The 18,860-nt window shown below is 71.6% G+C and carries 19 protein-coding genes; 13 read left to right on the forward strand and 6 right to left on the reverse strand.

From position 1 onward, the window contains the following. The first annotated feature begins 64 nt into the window (after positions 1–64). Genes urtB through urtE form a run of 4 tightly spaced genes read left to right on the forward strand, consistent with a single transcriptional unit; the run spans position 65 to position 3,715 of the window. The gene (gene urtB, locus MED01_RS14625; protein WP_112605839.1) at positions 65–952 is read left to right on the forward strand and encodes an urea ABC transporter permease subunit UrtB; all 888 of its coding nucleotides are present in this window, start codon (positions 65–67) and stop codon (positions 950–952) included. After that, entirely contained in the window at positions 949–2,136 is a 1,188-nt protein-coding gene (gene urtC / locus MED01_RS14630; protein WP_238669114.1) for an urea ABC transporter permease subunit UrtC, read from the forward strand. Before urtB ends, urtC begins: the two co-directional genes overlap by 4 nt. Beyond that, on the forward strand, positions 2,133–3,023 hold the full coding sequence (urtD, locus tag MED01_RS14635) for an urea ABC transporter ATP-binding protein UrtD (RefSeq protein WP_238669115.1): 891 nt from the start codon (positions 2,133–2,135) through the stop codon (positions 3,021–3,023). The genes urtC and urtD overlap by 4 nt, the downstream gene beginning before the upstream one ends. Next, the gene (gene urtE, locus MED01_RS14640) at positions 3,023–3,715 is read left to right on the forward strand and encodes an urea ABC transporter ATP-binding subunit UrtE (protein ID WP_238669116.1); all 693 of its coding nucleotides are present in this window, start codon (positions 3,023–3,025) and stop codon (positions 3,713–3,715) included. The genes urtD and urtE overlap by 1 nt, the downstream gene beginning before the upstream one ends. Positions 3,716–3,730: 15 nt before the next feature. Here urtE and MED01_RS14645 read toward each other — a convergent pair whose 3' ends face one another. Further along, entirely contained in the window at positions 3,731–4,765 is a 1,035-nt protein-coding gene (locus MED01_RS14645) for a LacI family DNA-binding transcriptional regulator (protein ID WP_238669117.1), read from the reverse strand. 133 nt (positions 4,766–4,898) lie between these two features. Between MED01_RS14645 and MED01_RS14650 the strand changes: the two genes are divergently transcribed. From MED01_RS14650 to MED01_RS14665, 4 genes are all read left to right on the forward strand, one after another. Further along, complete coding sequence (locus MED01_RS14650; RefSeq protein ID WP_238669118.1) at positions 4,899–5,846, forward strand: LamG-like jellyroll fold domain-containing protein; 948 nt, start codon at positions 4,899–4,901, stop codon at positions 5,844–5,846. Positions 5,847–5,883: 37 nt separating this feature from the next. Continuing rightward, complete coding sequence (locus MED01_RS14655) at positions 5,884–7,986, forward strand: PQQ-dependent sugar dehydrogenase (RefSeq protein WP_238669119.1); 2,103 nt, start codon at positions 5,884–5,886, stop codon at positions 7,984–7,986. A gap of 102 nt (positions 7,987–8,088) precedes the next feature. Then, positions 8,089–8,559: a molybdenum cofactor biosysynthesis protein gene (locus MED01_RS14660; RefSeq protein WP_238669120.1), complete on the forward strand. Its 471-nt coding sequence runs from the start codon at positions 8,089–8,091 to the stop codon at positions 8,557–8,559. A gap of 157 nt (positions 8,560–8,716) precedes the next feature. Further along, positions 8,717–9,244 carry a hypothetical protein gene (locus tag MED01_RS14665; protein WP_238669121.1) on the forward strand — a complete coding sequence of 176 codons (528 nt, stop codon included), beginning with the start codon at positions 8,717–8,719 and terminating at the stop codon, positions 9,242–9,244. A gap of 1 nt (position 9,245) precedes the next feature. Here MED01_RS14665 and MED01_RS14670 read toward each other — a convergent pair whose 3' ends face one another. From MED01_RS14670 to MED01_RS14680, 3 genes are all read right to left on the reverse strand, one after another. Beyond that, positions 9,246–9,623 (reverse strand): nuclear transport factor 2 family protein, encoded by a 378-nt coding sequence (locus tag MED01_RS14670; RefSeq protein ID WP_238669122.1) that lies wholly within the window; start codon positions 9,621–9,623, stop codon positions 9,246–9,248. Between the two features lie 105 nt (positions 9,624–9,728). Beyond that, positions 9,729–10,280, reverse strand: coding sequence for an ATP-binding protein (locus tag MED01_RS14675; RefSeq protein ID WP_308193479.1), 552 nt, complete (start codon positions 10,278–10,280; stop codon positions 9,729–9,731). A gap of 193 nt (positions 10,281–10,473) precedes the next feature. Beyond that, positions 10,474–10,806 carry a nuclear transport factor 2 family protein gene (locus tag MED01_RS14680; protein ID WP_238669123.1) on the reverse strand — a complete coding sequence of 111 codons (333 nt, stop codon included), beginning with the start codon at positions 10,804–10,806 and terminating at the stop codon, positions 10,474–10,476. A gap of 180 nt (positions 10,807–10,986) precedes the next feature. On the opposite strand from MED01_RS14680, the gene MED01_RS14685 reads away from it, so the two are divergent. Further along, on the forward strand, positions 10,987–11,373 hold the full coding sequence (locus MED01_RS14685) for a DUF2267 domain-containing protein (RefSeq protein WP_238669124.1): 387 nt from the start codon (positions 10,987–10,989) through the stop codon (positions 11,371–11,373). Positions 11,374–11,545: 172 nt separating this feature from the next. Continuing rightward, entirely contained in the window at positions 11,546–12,505 is a 960-nt protein-coding gene (locus tag MED01_RS14690) for a hypothetical protein (protein ID WP_238669194.1), read from the forward strand. 74 nt (positions 12,506–12,579) lie between these two features. Here MED01_RS14690 and MED01_RS14695 read toward each other — a convergent pair whose 3' ends face one another. After that, positions 12,580–14,985 carry an RICIN domain-containing protein gene (locus MED01_RS14695; RefSeq protein WP_238669125.1) on the reverse strand — a complete coding sequence of 802 codons (2,406 nt, stop codon included), beginning with the start codon at positions 14,983–14,985 and terminating at the stop codon, positions 12,580–12,582. Between the two features lie 248 nt (positions 14,986–15,233). Beyond that, positions 15,234–16,100 carry a copper resistance CopC family protein gene (locus MED01_RS14700; RefSeq protein WP_238669126.1) on the reverse strand — a complete coding sequence of 289 codons (867 nt, stop codon included), beginning with the start codon at positions 16,098–16,100 and terminating at the stop codon, positions 15,234–15,236. Positions 16,101–16,203: 103 nt separating this feature from the next. Here MED01_RS14700 and MED01_RS35725 point away from each other — a divergent pair, with 103 nt between their 5' ends. Genes MED01_RS35725 through MED01_RS14715 form a run of 3 tightly spaced genes read left to right on the forward strand, consistent with a single transcriptional unit; the run spans position 16,204 to position 18,831 of the window. Beyond that, a complete protein-coding gene (locus MED01_RS35725) occupies positions 16,204–16,680 on the forward strand; it encodes a cupredoxin domain-containing protein (RefSeq protein ID WP_274525733.1) in 477 nt (158 codons plus the stop codon). Between the two features lie 5 nt (positions 16,681–16,685). Then, positions 16,686–18,026 carry a hypothetical protein gene (locus MED01_RS14710; RefSeq protein WP_238669127.1) on the forward strand — a complete coding sequence of 447 codons (1,341 nt, stop codon included), beginning with the start codon at positions 16,686–16,688 and terminating at the stop codon, positions 18,024–18,026. Positions 18,027–18,063: 37 nt separating this feature from the next. After that, on the forward strand, positions 18,064–18,831 hold the full coding sequence (locus MED01_RS14715) for a nucleotidyltransferase domain-containing protein (protein WP_238669128.1): 768 nt from the start codon (positions 18,064–18,066) through the stop codon (positions 18,829–18,831). Positions 18,832–18,860 lie beyond the last annotated feature (29 nt).

Below are 18,860 nucleotides of genomic sequence, written 5' to 3' on the forward strand. Positions count from 1 at the left end.
CGGGCGGAACGCGTTGCCGCGCGCTCCGCCCGGGCCACCCGACCAGCAGTTCGGAGTCCCCACAGTGACAGTCCTCTTCGGTCAACTCTTCACCGGCATCAGCATCGGCGCGGTGCTGCTGCTCATCGCGCTCGGCCTGGCGCTGACCTTCGGCCAGATGAACGTGATCAACATGGCGCACGGTGAATTCATCATGGCCGGCGCGTACACCACCTACGTTCTGCAACAGAGCATCACCGGCGCCGGCCTCTCGCTGGCGGTCGCGCTGCCGGTGGCGTTCGTGGTCGCCGGCACCATGGGTGTCCTGCTGGAGGTGCTGCTCATTCGCCGGCTCTACGCCCGGCCACTGGACACCCTGCTGGTCACCTGGGGTGTCTCGCTGATTCTGCAACAACTGGCTCGGGACATCTTCGGCAGCCCGAACGTGCAAACCCGCGCGCCCGAGCTGCTCACCGGCAACGTGGCGCTGCCCGGCGGGCTGACCATCGCCAACAACCGGCTGTTCATCCTGGCCCTGGCGCTGGCCGCCGTAGCGGCGCTCACACTGGCGCTGCGACTCACCCCGCTCGGGCGTCGCATCCGCGCGGTGGTGCAGAACCGCGACCTCGCCGCCGTGTCCGGCATCGCCACCTCCCGGGTCGACCGGACGACCTTCTTCCTCGGCTCCGGCCTGGCCGGGCTCGCCGGGGTGGCCCTCACCCTGCTCGGCCCGATCGGCCCGACAATGGGCACCAACCTGATCATCGACGCCTTCCTGGTCGTCGTGGTCGGCGGGATCGGCCAACTCAAGGGCAGTGTGATCGTCGCCTTCGCCCTCGGCGTGCTCCAGGCCACCGGGGAGTACCTGACCACCCTCAGCGTCGCCAAGGTGATCGTGTTCGTGGCGATCGTCGCGTTCCTCCAGTGGCGGCCACAGGGTCTGTTCACGCTGCGGACCAGGAGCCTCGCATGACCGCCGTCACCCCCGCGCCGCCCAGCACCGTCGTCCGTCCGGCGCCCGCCGGCGCCGTACCCCCGAACCGCCCCGCCGGCCGCTCGCGACTCCGCACCCTGGCCGGCTTCGCCTTCGGCGCGGCGCTGCTGTTCGCCGTCGCTCCGCTGGTGTTGTCGGACTTCCGGCTGGCCCTGCTCGCCAAGTACCTCTGTGTCGCCATGGTCGCGGTCGGCATCGGGATCGCCTGGGGCCGGGGCGGGATGCTCACCCTGGGCCAGGGCGTCTTCTTCGGCCTCGGCGGCTACGCGATGGCCATGCACCTCAAGCTCGCCGACGCGGGCCCGGGTGGGATGCCCGACTTCATGCAGCTGTACGGGCAACTCGACGAGCTGCCGCTGTGGTGGCGGCCGTTCGCCAGCCCGTGGTTCGCGCTGCCCGCCACTGTGCTGCTGCCGATGGCTGTCGCCTTCGGGCTCGGCTCGCTGGTCTTCCGTCGCCGGGTCCGTGGCGCGTACTTCGCCATCCTCAGCCAGGCGCTCGCCGCCGCGATGGTGATCCTGCTGATCGGCCAGCAGGGCACCACGGGCGGCACCAACGGGCTCACCGACATCACCGGCTTCTTCGGCTACGACCTGGACGACCCGGTCAACCAGCGGATGGTGTACTTCATCATCGCCGGGACGCTGCTGGCGTTGCTCGCGCTGACCCGTCAGCTCATCCACAGCCGCTACGGCGAGCTGCTGGTGGCGGTCCGCGACGGTGAGGAACGGGTCCGCTTCCTGGGCTACGACCCGGCGTCGGTCAAGCTGGTGGCGTACGTGGTCGCGGCGGGAATGGCCGGGCTGGCCGGGGCGCTGTTCGTGCCGGCGGTGGGCATCATCTCGCCCGCGCTGATCGGCATCGTCCCGTCGATCGAGTTCGTCATCGGCGTCGCAGTGGGCGGCCGGGCGACACTGCTCGGGCCGGTGCTCGGCGCGGTGGCGGTCGCCTGGGCGCGTACCGCCCTCTCCGAGCGTTTCCCGGGCACCTGGACGTACCTCCAGGGGTTGCTCTTCGTGGTCGTGGTGGCGTTCCTGCCCGGCGGTCTGGCGTCGCTGTGGGCGTTGGCCCGCCGCCGCGACGTCGCCGCGCAGCCGCTGCGGCGCGGGTGGTTGTCGCTGGGCCGACGACGCGCCGAGCGGACGGAGGTGCCGGCGGCATGAGCGAACGCACCGAGCGCAGGGAGGGCCGTGAGCGCATGCCCAGCCAGCACGGCATGAGCGAACGCACCGAGCGCAGGGAGGGCCGTGAGCGCATGCCCAGCCAGCACGGCATGAGCGGCGAACGGTTGGACGGGTTGTCCGTCCGTGACCTGCGGGTCAGCTTCGACGGCTTCACCGCTGTGGACGGCGTCTCGTTGGAGGTGCCCGCCGGTGACATCCGGTTCCTGATCGGGCCGAACGGCGCCGGCAAGACCACGGTTGTCGACGCGGTCACCGGTCTGGTCCGGGCCACCGGCTCGGTCCGGTTCGGGGAGGAGGAACTGCTCGGCCGGCCGGTGCACCGGATCAGCCGACTCGGCATCGGGCGGACCTTCCAGACCTCGACGGTATTCGAGGAGCTGTCGGTGTTGCAGAACCTCGACATCGCGGCGGGCGCTCGCCGCAGTTGGGCGACGCTGGCCCGCCGCCGCCGTGGTGTGCCCGACGAGGTCGCCGCCGCGCTGGAGACCATCGGCCTGGCCGAGCGGGCCGCTGACCTCGCCGGGACGCTCGCGCACGGCCAGAAGCAGTGGCTGGAGATCGGCATGCTGCTGGTGCAGGACGCGCGGCTGCTGCTGCTGGACGAGCCGGTCGCCGGGATGAGCCATGAGGAACGCGACGCCACCGGCGCCCTGTTGGAGACGGTGAGCCGGGACCGCACCGTCGTCGTGATCGAGCACGACATGGACTTCCTGCGTCGGTTCGCGCGCAGCGTCACGGTGCTGCACGCCGGCCGGGTGCTCAGCGAGGGCACTGTCGCGCAGGTCCAGGCGGATCCGCGCGTGCAGGAGGTCTACCTTGGCCACCCGGTGGACGCCGGGTCGGCCCGCACCGGCCTGGAGGCATGATGCTGACGCTGCGCGGGGTGCACGCCGGGTACGGGCGTTCTGAGGTGCTGCACGGGGTCGATCTGGCGGTCCCGCCCGACGGGGTGGCCGCCGTGCTCGGGCACAACGGTGCCGGCAAGAGCACACTGCTGCGGGTTGCGGCGGGGCTGCTGCGCCCGAGTGCCGGCACCGTCGAGTTGGACGGTGAGGACGTCACCCGCGCCGGGCCGCACGAGCGGGTGGCGCGGGGGATGGCGTACGTGCCGCAGGGTCAGCAGTGCTTCCCGCACCTGACCGCCGCGGAGAACCTGCGGCTGGTCGCCGACGGTCGGCGCGACGGGGCGGTGGCCACGGCGGAGGTGCTGGATCTGTTTCCGGCACTGCGCCCGCTGCTGCGGCGTCGGGCCGGGCTGCTCTCCGGCGGTCAGCGCCAGCAGCTGGCCATCGCCCGGGCCCTGATCACCCGGCCGCGGCTGCTGATGCTCGACGAGCCGACCGAGGGCATCCAGCCGTCGGTTGTCGCGGAGATCCAGGAACGGATCGTCGAGCTGACCCGGCAGTCCGGGTTCAGTGTGCTCCTCGTCGAGCAGCACCTGGGTTTCGCGCTGCGGGTGGCGGACCGCTACCACGTGCTGGAGTCGGGTCGGGTCACCTCGCACGGCGACGGGGGTTCCACTGCCGAGCGGGAGGTCCGGGCGGCGTTGGCGGTGTGATCGGCGTGGCGTCGGTCAGATCGTCGGTGCCGGCCCGGTCGAGTCGCGGACCACCAGCAGGTGCCCGGTGGGGCGGCGGCGAGGGCGTGTCGTGCGTGGCTTGAGCGCGAGGGCGAGTGCCGTGCGGCCCATCTCGGTCATCGGCAGGCGGATGGTGGTGAGGCTGGGTGCGAGGTCGGCAGCCACGGAGACGTCGTCGAAGCCGACGACTGACATTCGCGCGGGCACCGGCACGCGGCGCGAGCGCAACGTCGACAGCACGCCAATGGCCATCGCGTCGTTGAGCGCGATGATCGCCGTCGTCTCGGGATGGTCGTTGAGGATCTGCTCGGCGGCGGCGCGTCCACCGCCGCGGGTGAAGTCGCTGTGCACGACGGCGAGGTCGGCGGGGGACCGCCCGCGCTCCCGCAGAGCCGACGACACTCCGGCCAGCCGGTCGGCGACGGTGGTGAGGCCGGCGCTGCCCGCGGCGACAGCGATCCGCCGGTGGCCGAGATCCATCAGGTGCTGGGCGAGCGCGAAGCCACCGGCCTCGTTGTCCGGCAGCACGGCGTCGACGCCGAGCGCGTGCCGTCCGATGGCGGCGGCCCGGCCGCCGTGGTCCTGGAACGTGGCCAGCTCGGCGCGCGCCGCGCTCTCCATCCGTGGGTCGTCGTAGCCGGAACCGCTGATCAGGACGATGCCGACCCGCTGGGCGATCAGGTGGCGCAGCTGTTGCAGCTCGTAGTCGGGGTCGCGGCCGGACTGGCAGATCTGCACGAGCAGCCCCTGCTCGGCGGCGAGCTGGATGACCCCAGCGGCGATCTCGGAGAAATACGGGTCGTCGACCTGATGGACGATCAAACCCACAGTGGAGGTGGCCCCGCTGGCCAGGGTGCGGGCGTACGGGTTGGCCACGTAGCCCAGTTCGCGAGCGACCTGCCGGATCCGATCGGCCACCTCGGCGCTGACCCCCTCACGGCCGGCGAGGGCGCGGGAGGCGGTCGCCAGCGAGACGGCGGCGTGTCGGGCGACGTCCACGAGGCGCGGCCGCTGGCTGGCCCTGGGCATCGGCAACCTTCCGAAAACATCCATGTCGCCCGATCTGTTGCGAGCGACATCGATCGAAGCCTAGGGTACGTAAGCGCTTTCGTAAGCGCTTACGTGACCGGCATCCGGGATGCCGCGAAACGAGGTGACAGCCATGTCCAGGGCCCGAAGAGCGGCCGTCTCCCTCCTGGCGATCGGCGCACTGACCGGCGCCAGCGCGCCAGCGGCGCAGGCGGATCGCAGCATGTCGTCCGACGTCCACCCGGCGCTGCGCGCGCACCTGGTCGCCGCGTACGACTTCGACCACCCGGTGCCCGGCGACCCCGCCCTCGAACGCGACCAGGGGCGTTCCGGCACCGAGATCGAGCTGATCAACGGCGGTGCCGCCATGCGGGTGCCGGACCGCGCCTACCGCGGCAGCGGCAACGCGGTGCAGACCCGGCAGGTCGCCCCCGCCGTCGCCGGCAACGACGACTGGAAGGCCGGCACCTGGTCGGCCAGCGGGGTGCGGACACTGCGTGCCTTCAGCGCCACCGCCGGCACCACGGTCATGGGCTGGTTCAAGCTGAACATGGACAATCCCCTACCCAACTCCACCACCGCCGACCCGGACGACAGGTACAACGCGATCGGGCTGGCCGGAGTGCTGACCGGCGACTCCGACGGCCACGGCGTCCGCGCCCTGCTGGAGCTGATCGACGTCGACGGGGAGTTGCGCCTCGTCGCGCTCGGCCGGCGGCTCGACGGCGGCAACTCACAGACCTTCGCCGCCACCCGGGACTGGCGCGAGCTGCTGCCGGTGGGGGAGTGGGTGCACCTCGCCGCCACCTTCGACTTCAACACCGGCGCGCTCGCCCTCTACCGCAACGGCGAGCCGGTGGACGGCTTCTACACCCGCGCCGACGACCCGTGGCTGGTGTCCGGGCCGGGCCCGCACGTGACCACCGCGTCCGACCCCCGGGGCATCAAGATCGGCGGGAGCTTCCCGCAGGACACACTCGAACGCAACCCGTGCGACTGCCGGATGGACGGCCTGATGTTCCTCGACAGTGTGGTCTCCGCGAACGACGTACGGAGGCAGTACCGCCACCTTGCCCGCTGACCACCCTCGGCACCGTCCCACCGAGAAGGAGACACGCGTGCGCACCCTGCACCGCCGCGCCGGCACCGTCCGCCGGCCCACACTGAGGGCCGGCCTCACCGCCCTCGTGCTGATCCTGTCCACACTGGTCGCCACGCCCGCGCGCGCCGCCGACGCGGTCTACGACCCGATCCCCGAGATGCCGGTCCAGTCCCGACTGGGGCTGGTCCTCAGCGAGTACGCCAGCTTCCCGCAGTCGTACCCCACGCCGGCGCCGACCGACGCGCGGCTCATGCGTACCGCACGGATCAACACCATCATGGAGGTGCCCGACGGCTCCGGCCGGCGGGCGGTGCCCGACCTCAACGGCAGCCTCTACCTGGTCGAGGGTGGCGTGCCGCACGTCTACCTGGACGTGGCCGCGACGTTCGCGCCGCGGTTCTTCTCCGGTCGTGGGCTCGGCCAGGGCTTCGGGTACGTCGCCTTCCACCCGGAGTTCGGGGCGAACGGCCGGTTCTACACCATCCACACCGAGTTGGCGTCGACGACGACCGCCACAGCGGACTACGCCCAGCCCAACACCCTCTTCCACGGTGTCATCACCGAGTGGACGGCGACGGATCCGGCCGCCGCCACCTTCGCCGGTACGCACCGGGAGGTGCTGCGCATCGGCTTCGGCGGTCAGGTACACGGCATCCAGGAGATCAACTTCAACCCCACCGCCAAGCGGCACGACCGCGACTACGGCCTGCTGTACCTCGCCGTCGGCGACGGTGGCCAGGGCGCGCGCAACACCGATCCGCAGAACCTTGCCCTGCCGCACGGCAAGCTGCTGCGGATCGACCCCCGGGGCACCAACTCCGCCAACGGGCGTTACGGCATCCCCGCCGGGAACCCGTTCGTCGGCAGGCCCGGCGCGCTCGGCGAGCTCTACGCGGTGGGTTTCCGGGACCCGCACCGGTTCAGCTGGGACCGGGCGACCGGCCGGATGTACCTCGGGCACATCGGTGAACACGCCGTCGAGGCCATCTACGAGGTCCGCGCCGGGGACAACTTCGGCTGGAGCGAGCGCGAAGGCTCCTTCGTCTTCGACAGGGCGGCAACGAACCAGTGCGACCGGCTGTTCCCGCTGCCCGCCGACGATGACAGGTACGGCTACACCTACCCGGTCGCCGCGTACGACCACGACCCCGCCGCCGGTTGGAACTGCACCGACGACGTCGGTGTCGCGGTGGCCGGTGGCTTCGTCTACCGGGGGCGGGCGCTGCCCGCGCTGCGCGGAAAGTACGTCTTCGGCGACCTGGTCGACGGCCGGGTGTTCTACACCGAGGCCAACGAGATGCGCCGGGGCCGGGATCTGGCCACGATCCACCAGCTCGCGCTCTTCGACACGGCTGGCACCCCGGTCCGGATGCGCGACCTGTCCGCCCCGGGCGCGCCCGGTGACCCCAACCGGGTGGACCTGCGCTTCGGCACCGACGCCGCCGGTGAGCTCTACGTCGTCGCGAAGGCCAACGGAAAGGTCTGGAAGGTGACCGGTACCCGGGAGTTCGCCAGCGGTGACGTCGGAGACGTCACAGTCCGCCGCACCGCCGGAGCCGCGAACTGGGCGCCGGTGACGCCGGCGAAGTGGCAGTTCACAGGCGACCAGGTCATCCTGGCCGAGGCCGGGGAGAGCCGGCCGGGCCCGCGCCGGCCCTTCGAGTACGCAGTGCTGACCAACGGCCCGCAGTGGTCGTCGGTGCGGATCGACGCCGAGGTACGACTCGACACCCCGGTGGAGGTCACCAACCGGGACGTGATCATCGTCTTCGGCTGGCGCTCCGACACCGAGTTCTACTACGCCCACCTCTCCACCGACAACACGATCTATCCGCACAACGGCATCTTCAAGGTGGACAACGCCGACCGGGAGCGCATCGACCACCAGTGGAACGGCCGCTCCCGGGGCGCCAATCCGGCGATCACCGATGCCAGGTGGCACCACGTCCGGGTGGTGCACCTGCCGACCACCGGCGAGATCGCCGTCTACCTCGACGGGCACCGCGACCCGCTGCTCACCGCGAAGGACACCACCTTCGGCTCGGGCCGGGTCGGCTTCGGCTCGTTCGACAACGTGGGCCGACTGCGCAACCTGACCGTCACCGGCACGCCGGCCTGAACCGGGGGCGCGGTGGGGACGACGACGCTCGCGCCGTCGTCCCCGCCGGCTCATCCGTCGACCTGCCCCGGCGGGCCCGGTCCGGTTCGTAGAATTCCTGCCATGCCGGAGATCGTCGAGTTGTTGGCCTCGCCCGTGCACCGCTTCCTGGGCCGGCCCGCCGACGGCCCGGCCCCGGCCCCGCCCGGTGAGCTGGTTGACGCCGTCCGGATCCGGGCCGGCCTCGGCATCGTCGGCGACAGGTACTTCGGCCAGCAGGCACACCGCGACGCCAGCGTCACAGTGATCGCGCAGGAGTCGCTGCCGGCCGGCATCGGCCTGGCCGAGGTGCGGCGCAACATCCTCACCACCGGGATCGCCGTGGACGAGCTGATCGGCAGGGTGCTGGTGCTGGACTCCGGCGACGGCCCGGTCAGCCTGCGGGTCAACCGGGCGGCCCGACCGTGCGCCTGGATGGACGTCACCGTCGGCCCGGGGACGTGGAAGGCGCTGCGCACCACCGGCGGCATCCGCTGTACGCCCCTCAACGACGGAACCCTGCGCGTCGGCGCTGTAGAGGCCGTCGTGAGCTGAGGACAGGGCTCGACGTCGGCGGCCGAGCTGGCGGATTCGGCGAGGTGACGCTCTGGCGAGCTGGTGCGTGGTAGAACCAAACCGCGCATCGGCTCGCAGGTCTCCTGGCAGCCGGGGGCAGTGCCGACGGGACCTCATCCGAAACAGAGGTGGTGCGTTGAACCTCGAGCTGCGGCAGCTCATCGAGGAGCTGCGGGCTGAGCTGGCCGACGTGCCGGAAAGCCTGGCCTACGCCGAGTTCGGCGAGGGGGCGGGGATCGACGCCGTGCCGGCGGGGCTCCCGGCCGACCTCCGAGACCTCCTGCTGGTTGCCGACGGGCTGCGGGCGGGTCGGGTCGAGCTGGCGTCCTCGTCGACCCTCACCGGGATGCAGTACCACCTGGACTACGCGCCGGACTTCTCGTCCATCCCGCAGGACCGGGCCGGCTGGCTGGTGGTCGGCACCCGCAGCGACGAGCCGATCTTCATGGATCGCGGCACGGGAGCGATCTGGTACTTCCCGCCCAACGGCACCGAATGGTTCATGTCCGACGCGTTCGAGGAGTTGGCCCCCGACGTGGAATCCTTCGTGGACTACTACCTGCTCGGGCCGGGCTACGCCGACCTGACCCCCGCCGACGACAGGTGGTTCGCGTTCCTCGACGAGCAGGGCCTGCTCGATGAGGACGACGAGGACGGCAGCTGAGTCAGACCGGGCTGATGTGTGCGGCCAGGACCCGCCAGCCGTGCGGGTCGTCGTGCACCCACGTCCGGGTGTAGCGCAGCCGCGCAGCGAACGGCGCCCCCTCGGAGACGCCGGACACCCGGCCCAGGAAGAACGTCACCCCCGTCGCGCCGACAACGAGCAGATCCAGCTCCTCCTCCACCAGTTCCTCAATGACCAAGCGGCGGTCCCGATGGGCGGCCAGGTCGTCCTGCTTGGTCTGGGTACGCCCGTCCGGGCCGATCGCGATCAGCTGGTCGACCAGCAACTGATCGAGGGCGGCGACGTCACCGGCCCGCTGGGCGGCCTGCAGGGTGCGCTCGGCGTCGAGCAGTTCGGCCTCGCGTGCGCTGTCCGGCATCGTGACGTCCTCCCGTTCGGGTCCGACCCGGTGCCACCATCGGCCCGGGCTGTCCGCATTGTGGCAGCCAACCTGGCCGGGGGCGGGTGGGATCGCCGCCGACCTTCACAGACTCAGGCGAATCCGTACGACGGTCTCCCCGGGGCCGGTGAGCACAGCGACCTCGTCACAGATCTGCTCGACGATCGCCAGCCCGCGACCCCGTACCGAGTCGGCGGCCGGCATGCTCTGGCCCAACGCCCGCGTCGGCCCGTGGTCGACCACGTCGCAGAACAACTGACCCGGCTCGGCCCAGAGCCGTACCCAGCCGCCGCCGGTGGTGTGCTGCAACGTGTTGGTGGCCAGCTCGCTGACCGCCAGGGTCAACAGTTCCACCCGCTCTGCCGACAGGCCGCGGGCCAGCGCCCCGGCGCTGACGAACGCGCGCACCGCTCGTATGTCGGTTGCGACCTGATACGCCATGGTGTCCGCGGCATGGGTGGGGACACTCTTCTCGGCCACGGTCTCCCGTCGCTCGCCCGGCATCAGCCCGCCCGGTGCGGCGGCCCGGCCAGCGGCACCGCGTTCCGCGCGGATGTCGTGGGCGTGCGAGCCTCTAGGTGCGCCATCGGGCAGCCGGAACCCTTCTCGTAGCGACAGCTGTTGCCGCCACATCATGTCATCCACTGCCCTCTTGGCTGTCTCGTCCGTTCGGCGGTTGATCACCTGCGGGCGGGCCCGACCAGCCTCGCGGCCCCGGCGGCAGAGAGATCAGCCTGGCGGTCCCGGCCGGCCGAGACCGCGCGAACAGCCGGTGCTGAGCCGAACTCGCGGCACGGCGTTCCCCTTCGTATCGGTGGGGCACTCGCCGTCAGGGACGGATGTCCAGGGCGCCGATCAGCCCGTCGCGCAGCGTGAACCGGTACCGCAGCTCGATCGGGCTGCCGGGGAAGTCACCGGACACCCGGGTGAGGGCCAGGTACGAATCGCCCGCCTGCGACGTGACCCGGACCGGCTCGGCGGTGTACGAGTAGGCGTCCATCGTCTTCTGCCGCCAGGCGCGGATCGAGGCCCGCCCGTCGTACAGCCGGTCCTCGTCGGCGACGCTCGCGGTGTCCGCGAAGCAGGCGACGAAGGCGTCCAGGTCCCGGTCGTTGACGGCCCGGAAGTACCGGTCGATCACGTCGGGCAGGTCGAGGGCCATCTGCTCCTCCTGCGGCACGGGCCGCCGTCGGGCAGCCGTCGGGTTCCCGGTCCGACCTCACCGTACGAGAAGCGGACGGCACCGCGCGGAGCAACAAGCAGAACCATCCCGCTCCGGCTGCCGGGTTTGCTGCCGGTGGGCCCGGGTAGCCACGCGTTTCCGAAAGCGAAGGGCGGGGGCATGGCCGAGCTGGCGTTCGTCGACAAGGTTGCGGCACGGGCGGGTCTCCCGCCGGAGCAGGCGCGCCCGCTCACCGAGGCGGTCCTGCGGACCCTCACCGAGCGGCTCAGCGGCGGGGAGGCGGGCGCGTTGGCACCCCACCTGGCCGACGAGCTGAGCCCGCTGCTGGTCAAGGCCGCCGAGCCGCCGGAAACGTTCGGCTACGACGAGTTCCTGCGCCGGGTGGCCGAGCGCGCCGGGATCGACCGTCCGGCCGCCGAGCGGGGCACCCGCGCGGTGCTCCAGACGATGCACCGGGTGGTCGGGCACCGGGAGTTCGAGGACGCCCTGGCCCAACTGCCGGCGGACCTACGGGCACTGGCGCAGCCGCTGCCACACGGCCCCTGACCGACGCCCCAGCGCCGCACGCCTCGGGCGTCGGTGACCGTTCGGTCCCTGGCGCCCCGCCATGACACCGGATCTACTGTGCGTTACCGATCGAACGCGCAGTGGTGGTGGCCCCGCGCCCGTCCGCCGGGTCGTCGCCGCTCCGATCCGAGGAGCGTCCCCCTTGGCGTCCATGGTGTCCCCGCGTCCCCTGCTGACCGCAGCGACGACCGTCGTCGCGCTGATCACCCTCGCTCCCGCTCCCGCCGCCGCGTCTGCGCACAGCTACCGGGTCGTCGACCTCGGCACCCTGAGCGGCGGTGACGGCGCCGCCACAGCGATGAACGACCGCGGCGACGTCGTCGGCTGGAGCACCGTCGCCAGCGGCGCGCGGCACGCCGTGCTCTGGCGCCACGGTGTCATCACCGACCTGGGCGTGCTGCCGGGCGACACGGATTCCAGCGCCGTGGACGTCAACGAGTTCGGTGACGTGGCGATCACCTCCTTCGGCCCGGACTACCTGACCCGCGCGGTGCTCTGGCGTGACGGCCAACTCCACGACCTGGGCACCCTGGGCGGGGAGAACAGCGTGGCGATCGGCGTCAACGACCGGCGGCAGGTGCTCGGCACCAGTGAACCGGCCGGCGACATGCCGCACCGCTTCCTGTGGCGCAACGGCGTCTTCACCGACCTGGGTCGGGAGTACTTCTACGAGTTCACCGCCGACTTCAACAACGCGGGCGACGTGGTGGGCGGGTTCAACGTGCCGCCGCAGGACTACCCGTGCACCTGCGTCGGTGGCCGGCTGCGCGACGGGGTGCTCACACAGATCGGCAGCGAGGCCGTCGGGATCAACAACCGGGGCCAGGTGGTGGGCGCGGCGAACGGGCGGGCGTTCCGCTGGCAGAACCGGACACTGACCGACCTCGGCACGCTCGGTGGCGACTGGAGTCGCGCCACCGCGATCAACGACCGGGGCGAGGTGGTTGGCCAGAGCACCACCACGGTGGCGTGGCGCCCGTTCCTCTGGCGCAACGGGGTGATGACCGACCTGACCACCCGGGGCGTGTGGGAGACCGACTCGATCGAGGACATCAACATCCGGGGACACCTCGTCGGCGCCCGGGGTAACCGGCCGGTGCTGTTCCGCTGAGCGGAGATCCTCGCGCCGCTGACGGGCGGGGCGCGGTCTGACCCGCCGGTCGGACCGCGCCCCCTCGTCCGAGGTCAGCCGGTTACCCCGCTGCTGACCACCCACTTCTGGTGTGCGCCGCCCGCGTACGTGCCGAGCTGGATCTGGGTGCGGTCGGCGCTGCTGCCGCCGGCGGCCTCCAGGACCTTGCCGGACTGCGGGTTGCGGATCGACCCGTCGGCCTGCGGCTGCCATACCTGTGCCGCGGTGGCGTTGCAGGTCCAGAGCTGAACCTTCGTGCCGTTGGCGGTGCCGCCGTTGTCCACGTCCAGGCACTTGCCCAGCACCCGGTACGTGTCGCCGACCTTCGTCCACGACTGCGCGGTGGTGCCGTTGCAGGTCCAGAGCTGGATCTTCGTGCCGTCGGCGGTGCCCGCGTTGTCGACGTCCAGGCACTTGCCACCGACGCCGGTGATGGTGCCGCCGGTCGGCGGCGGGGGACTGCCCGGGATCGAGTTGAGCGTGTACCACGCCTCGGTGCTCCACAGGGACTGGCCGCTGTTGGAGGTGAACGGGCGCGGTGACCGCAGGTGCACCACCCTGCCGGCCTTGCGACCGGGCACCGTGAGGCTGACCTTCTTACCGTCCGCCGAGAGGGTGGCCGAGGTGACTGTCAGGGTCTCCTCGTCGATCTTCGGACCGCCGTAGTTCGACGTCGCCACGTACCGCCACTGCTTGAGCTTGTAGCGCGCGGCCAGGTCGGTGGCGGTCGCCGTCGACACCGGCTGGGTGTACTCCACCTCGAAGCCGGTAGTGGTGGCGCGCATCGCGAGCATCTCGAACGTGGTGGCGGTGTTCGGCGTGAGTTTCTGCAGGCCGTACGAGAGCTTGCCGGTCTGGCCCCAGTTGCCGCCCGCGCCGAGCCCGCCGACGTAGATCGCGCCGTCCGGGCCGACGTTGACCTCGGAGACGCCCGCCTCCAGGCCCTGGGTGAGCCGGAACAGCGCGCCCTGGTACTCGCCGTTGACCTTTTCCACATTCGCGCGTTGCAGGCCGCCGTATGTCACGTCACCGATGACGAACTGGCCCGCGTAGCGACCGCTGGTCAGGTAGAGCGGCGTGCTGGGCGAGTTGGCGATCTCGTTCTGCGGCATCCAGAGCACCGGCTGCGTGACCGCTGCGGTGTCGAACGGACCCGCCGGGTTCGTGAAGTGGTTGAAGAACCGGCCCTGCTTGACGTGCACCAGCTTCGACGAGGGCAGCCAGCCGCCCTGGTTGTCGGTGACGAAGATGCCGCCCTCCGGGCCCCAGCCGATGCCGTGTGGCGTACGCAGACCGCCGGCGACGTAGCTGACCGCGCCGGTGTCCTTGTTGACCTTGAGGGTGGTGCCGCGGTTGGTGGCGGGCTGCGGGTTGGTGGTGGCGCCGCCGGAGTTGATCGACACCGACAGGTTCAGATAGAAGAATCCGTCCTGGTAGAGCAGGCCGAACGCGAACTCGTGGAAGTTGCCGCCGTACGGCCAGGTGGCGACGGTCTCCAGGCGCTCGGCCACCTCGTCACCGCCGGTGTTCACCAGCCGGGTCAGCCGCTGCTTCTCGGTCACGTAGACCACCCCGTCGACGACCTTGAGCCCCATCGGTTCCTTGAGGCCGCCGGCGATCTTCTTGGTGGTCACGGCGCCCGGGGTCGTCGACCCGCCGGTGTTGCCGAGGATCCAGACCTCGCCGTCCTGGGAGGTGCCGGACTGGTCGCTGCCGCCCCAGGTGCTGATGACCAGCCGGCCGTCGGTCAGCCAGTCCATGCCGGTGACCTTCGGCTGGAAGCCGCTGGGCCGCAGGTTGGTCAGGGTGTAGCCGGGGTGCACGCCGGTCAGCGGCAGGCCGTCACCGGGGGTGTCGGAGATCCCCTCGCACTCCTTGCGTCCGGGTGCGGTCACCCGGACCACGCCGGCGTCGGTGCTCAGCGCCGAGTTCGGTACGACAACGAAGGTCGACGAACCGGGAGTCTTCCACTCCAGGGTGATCTGCTGCCCGCCCCCACGCTCGAAGTGGTCGATGCGCAGCGGGTGCAGACCGGCGGTGAGGGTGACACTGCCCTCCTTCGGTGGGGTCGCGCCGTGCAGGCCGTCATGGTTGATCACCACGGCGTTGTCGATCGTCAGCTTGGAGCCGTCGTCGCTGCTGAGCCGGAAGGTGTAGCTGCCGGCCTGGGTGGTGGTGATGTTGCCGAGCACCTGCGAGACGAAGTTGTCCTCGAAGCCGAAGTCGGCCGCCGAGGTCCAGTTGATTGTGGACATCAGCTTGTCCACGTTAGGGGTCTGGGCCGGTTTGAGGGTGCACAACTCGGACAGCGGCACCTGCACGTCGAAGACGCGCAGCGTGACGCCCGGTTCCTGCGCGGGGGCGGCGTTGGCGGGGACGGCCCAGAGACCGGCGGCGAGGACGAGTGCCAGCGCACCCAGGACGGGATGGTGGAGTCGGCGTAGCAGGCGTGTGCCCATCGTTCCTCCAGGAGGCAGTGGAGTGTCCGACGGCCGGCGTGGATCAGCGGTGAGGATGACCGTCGGCCCGGCTCCGTAACGTCCTCGACGCCGACGAGTGACGTTGCGGAAACACCGGGTGGATGGCTCGAAACATTAAGGTGTTTCGATTGGAGTGTCCATGGCTTCGCCTTGATGCATCAAAAGTTTGCTATGTCCGTGCGAAAGTTCGCGATGGTACGCGAAGAATGCCCGGCTATTGCGACTGTCTACCGCCGCCCGCGCCGCGCCGGACCGCCGGCCCGATTGCCGGTCTTCCGGGGCGGGTTGGCGGACTTGCGGGTCGCGGCTCCGCCCCGACCCGCGCCGCCGGCGGACCGACGATCCACTGCGGAGGATCCGCGCGTCGCGGGCCGGCGACGGGCCGCCACCAGCACGATCGCCGAAACCACGACGACGATCAGCGCCGGGACCAACCAGGCCGGGAACCCGCCGCCGCGTTGCTCCTGCGCCGCGCCGGCCGGGTTGTCCGCCGCAGCGCCGGTAGGGGCGACCGGGCTGCCGCTGGCCCCGGAGTTGGTCGAGCCCTCACCCTCGGCCTGCGCGAGCAGCGCCGGATCCGGCCCCGCCGTGGGCGCCGACCAACCGGCCGGGGCCGGCGTGCCGGGGCCCTGGTAGTCGAAGGCCACCTCGCCCCGCACCGCCTCACCGTCCGAGGCGACCGAGAGGTAACTGGCGGTGTAGCGGCCCTTCGCCGGCCAGTGCGCGACGGTCACCATCGCCGGGAAGCCGGTGTGGTAGAGCCGCGGCTCGAACACACCGTTGACCATGAAGTACTCGGTGACCGGCTTGTCCAGTCGCTTCGGCTCACCGTAGGACCACCCGTTGTCCACTCGCGACCCGTCCGGACCACTGATGGCGAAGTGCGCGTTGGACGCCGGCTTCTCGGTGAAGTACAACGCCAACTGGGTCAGCGGCTCGCGTACGACAGTGCCCTTCAGCGGGGTGGAGGTCGCCAGTTGGCCGTGCGCGGACGCCGGGGCGACAGGCAGCAGCAGCGACACCACCACTGTCGCCGCCAGCGCAGCCACGACACGGCTCAGGACCTTACGTACAGTGACCAGCTTCGATCGCATTCGTTCATCATGGTCATTTCCCCGGCACCGAACAAGACGTAGAGTTCTCCTCCCCGACGATCAACCCGACACCCGTCCCCCTCGCGTCGTTCGGAGTCCGCCCGTGCTCGTGACCACCCCCGCCGCCCGGACCGTCGCCACCCTCGCCGCCGCCACCGTCGCCGCGCTGCTCCTCGCCGGTTGTGGGCAGGACGACGACCCCTCCGTGGCCACCCCCTCGCCGGCGCCCACGGCCGTCGCCCCGTCGAACGCCACCTCCACCGCGCCGACCCCGACAGCCACCAGCACGCCCAGCGCCACCGCCAGCACCGCCGCCGTGGACCAACAGATCACCGTCACGATCGCGAAGAAGCGGGTCGACCCGCCGACCGGACGGGTCACCGTCAGTAAGGGCCAACTGGTCCGGATCACCGTCACCTCCGACGTGGCCGACGAGTTGCACGTGCACGGCTACGACCTGGGTGCCCGGCTGCCGGCCGGCACGCCCGGCTCGGTGGAGTTCCGCGCCGACAAGACCGGGCTGTTCGAGGTGGAGACGCACGAGTCCGAGCTGGTGCTCTTCCAGCTCGTCGTCCGCTGAACGACATGACGGCCGCCCCCTCACTGCTGGCACACGGCGTCGGTGGCCGCCAGGACCTGCCGATCACACTGCCGCAGCTCGTCGTCGCCGCCGCGCTGACCCTCGTCGTCACGTTCGTGGCGCTGGGCCTGCTCTGGCGCGAGCCCCGGCTCGACCGGGACGCCGTCGGCGGTCGCCCGGTGCCGCGCTGGCTCGCCCGACTCGTCGACGCGCCCACGTTCCGGTGGACGCTGCGCGGGCTCGGCCTGCTCGCCGCGGCCTGGTTCTGCCTCGGTCTGCTGGGTGGGCCGGACACCGCTGACAACCCGACCGCCGGCGCGCTCTACGTGCTGCTCTGGGTCGGGCTGGCCCCGCTGTCGCTGCTGCTCGGCCCGGTCTGGCGTGCGGTCAACCCGCTGCGCACTGTGCACCTGCTCGCGGCGCTGGCGGCACGGCGCGACCCGAACCGAGGGCTGCGTGAGCTGCCCGACAGCGTCGGTTGGTGGCCGGCAGCCGCCACAGTGTTCGGGTTCGTCTGGCTGGAGCTGGTCGCCCCCGACCGGGCCACCCTGCCGGTCATCACCGCCTGGCTGGCCGGGTACGCGGTGGTCCTGCTGGTCGGCGCGGTCCTGTTCGGGGCCGGCTGGTTCGACAACGCCGACCCGTTCGAGGCGTACAGCACGGTGATCGGTCAACTCGCCCCGCTCGGTCGGGCCGCCGACGGCGTTCTGGTGTGGCGCAACCCGCTCGACGGGATCGCCGGCCTGCGACCCCGCCCCGGGCTGGTCGCCCTGGTGGTCGTGCTGCTCGGCTCGACAATGTACGACAGCCTCTCCAACGCGCCGGCCTGGTTGCGCTTCAGCCAGGAGAACGGCCTGCACCCGGCGGTCACCGGCAGCGCCGGTCTGAGCCTCGTCATCGCCGCCGTCGCGGTGGCGTACCTCGCCGCCACCGGTGCCGCGGCACGCATCGGTCGTGCCGACGCGGCCGAGGCCCGTGCGGTGCCGGGCGAGATCGCCCACTCCATCGTGCCGATCGCCGTGGGGTACGTGGTGGCGCACTACTACTCGCTGCTGATCCTGGAGGGCCAACGCACCGTCGCGTTGCTCTCCGACCCCTTGGTCGCCGGTGCCAACTGGCTCGGCACCGCCGGCTGGGAGCCGCAGACCGCGCTGATCACGCCCTCCGGGGTGGCGACCCTCCAGATCACCGTCATCATCCTCGGGCACCTGCTCGGCACGCTGCTCGCCCACGACCGCGCCCTGTACCTGTTTCCCCGGGCCCGGGCGGTGGCCGGCCAACTACCCCTGCTGGCGTTGATGGTCGCCTACACCGTCGCCGGTCTGCTGCTGCTCTACGCGGGGTAGCCCCGGCCGGCTGCCGACCCGTGCGTCATGATGGCCCGTGGACTCCGATCTTCAGCGCTACCTCGACGACCTCGTCAGCACCGCCCGGGACGTGCTCGGCCCCGACCTGGTCGGCGCGTACGCGGCCGGTTCGGTGGGGCTCGGGGCGTACCAGCCCGGCCGCAGCGACGTGGACGTGGCGCTGCTCAGCGCCGGGCCGCTCACCGAGGCCGCCAAGCAGACGTTGGTCGCCCGGCTGCGGCACGAGGCGCTGCCCTGCCCGGCACGCGGACTGGAGTTGGTCGCCTACGACCGGGCGGTGGCCGCCTCCGGCACCCCGGAGCCCGGCTTCGAGGTCGAACTGAACACCGGGGCCGGCATGCCGTTCCGACGCACCCTCGACCCCGCCGACCGCCCGGACGCCGACGGCCGATTCTGGTACGGCCTCGATCGCAGCATCCTGCACCAGAGTGGACTCCCACTGCTCGGGCCGCCGGCCGGGGATGCCTTCGCCGACCTCGCCCCGACCGACCTGCGCCGGCTGCTCATCGAGGCGCTGTCCTGGTGGCTCGCCCTGCCCACACCCCCGGCCGACCAACCCGCGCCCGGCAGCGAGGACGCCGTACTGGGCGCCTGCCGGTCACTGGTGCGCCACCGCGACGGCGTCTGGTTGGCGAAGGTGGCAGCCGGCCAGCGGCTGATCGACGCCGGCGACCGGGCCGAGGTGATCCGTCGGGCGGTCGCCGCACGCCACGGCGGGCCCCCGCCCACCGGGGCGCAGGCCCGCGCCTTCCAACAACGGGTACGCGACGAGATCGCCGGGTAGCCGTCGCCCGGTTGCCGGTCGGGCCTCGC

The sequence above is a fragment of the Micromonospora alfalfae genome (assembly GCF_022230925.1).
Taxonomy (GTDB): domain Bacteria; phylum Actinomycetota; class Actinomycetes; order Mycobacteriales; family Micromonosporaceae; genus Micromonospora; species Micromonospora alfalfae.

Excerpts from the sequence above, each read along its gene's own strand:
- MED01_RS14645 (WP_238669117.1), bottom strand. The coding sequence starts at position 4,765 with ATGCCCAGGGCCAGCCAGCGGCCGCGCCTCGTGGACGTCGCCCGACAC.
- MED01_RS14695 (WP_238669125.1), bottom strand. The coding sequence starts at position 14,985 with ATGGGCACACGCCTGCTACGCCGACTCCACCATCCCGTCCTGGGTGCG.
- MED01_RS14650 (WP_238669118.1), top strand. The coding sequence starts at position 4,899 with ATGTCCAGGGCCCGAAGAGCGGCCGTCTCCCTCCTGGCGATCGGCGCA.
- MED01_RS14700 (WP_238669126.1), bottom strand. The coding sequence starts at position 16,100 with ATGCGATCGAAGCTGGTCACTGTACGTAAGGTCCTGAGCCGTGTCGTG.
- MED01_RS14675 (WP_308193479.1), bottom strand. The coding sequence starts at position 10,280 with ATGATGTGGCGGCAACAGCTGTCGCTACGAGAAGGGTTCCGGCTGCCC.
- MED01_RS14670 (WP_238669122.1), bottom strand. The coding sequence starts at position 9,623 with ATGCCGGACAGCGCACGCGAGGCCGAACTGCTCGACGCCGAGCGCACC.
- MED01_RS14710 (WP_238669127.1), top strand. The coding sequence starts at position 16,686 with ATGACGGCCGCCCCCTCACTGCTGGCACACGGCGTCGGTGGCCGCCAG.
- MED01_RS14660 (WP_238669120.1), top strand. The coding sequence starts at position 8,089 with ATGCCGGAGATCGTCGAGTTGTTGGCCTCGCCCGTGCACCGCTTCCTG.
- MED01_RS14685 (WP_238669124.1), top strand. The coding sequence starts at position 10,987 with ATGGCCGAGCTGGCGTTCGTCGACAAGGTTGCGGCACGGGCGGGTCTC.
- urtC (WP_238669114.1), top strand. The coding sequence starts at position 949 with ATGACCGCCGTCACCCCCGCGCCGCCCAGCACCGTCGTCCGTCCGGCG.
- urtE (WP_238669116.1), top strand. The coding sequence starts at position 3,023 with ATGCTGACGCTGCGCGGGGTGCACGCCGGGTACGGGCGTTCTGAGGTG.
- urtD (WP_238669115.1), top strand. The coding sequence starts at position 2,133 with ATGAGCGAACGCACCGAGCGCAGGGAGGGCCGTGAGCGCATGCCCAGC.
- MED01_RS14680 (WP_238669123.1), bottom strand. The coding sequence starts at position 10,806 with ATGGCCCTCGACCTGCCCGACGTGATCGACCGGTACTTCCGGGCCGTC.
- MED01_RS14690 (WP_238669194.1), top strand. The coding sequence starts at position 11,546 with ATGGTGTCCCCGCGTCCCCTGCTGACCGCAGCGACGACCGTCGTCGCG.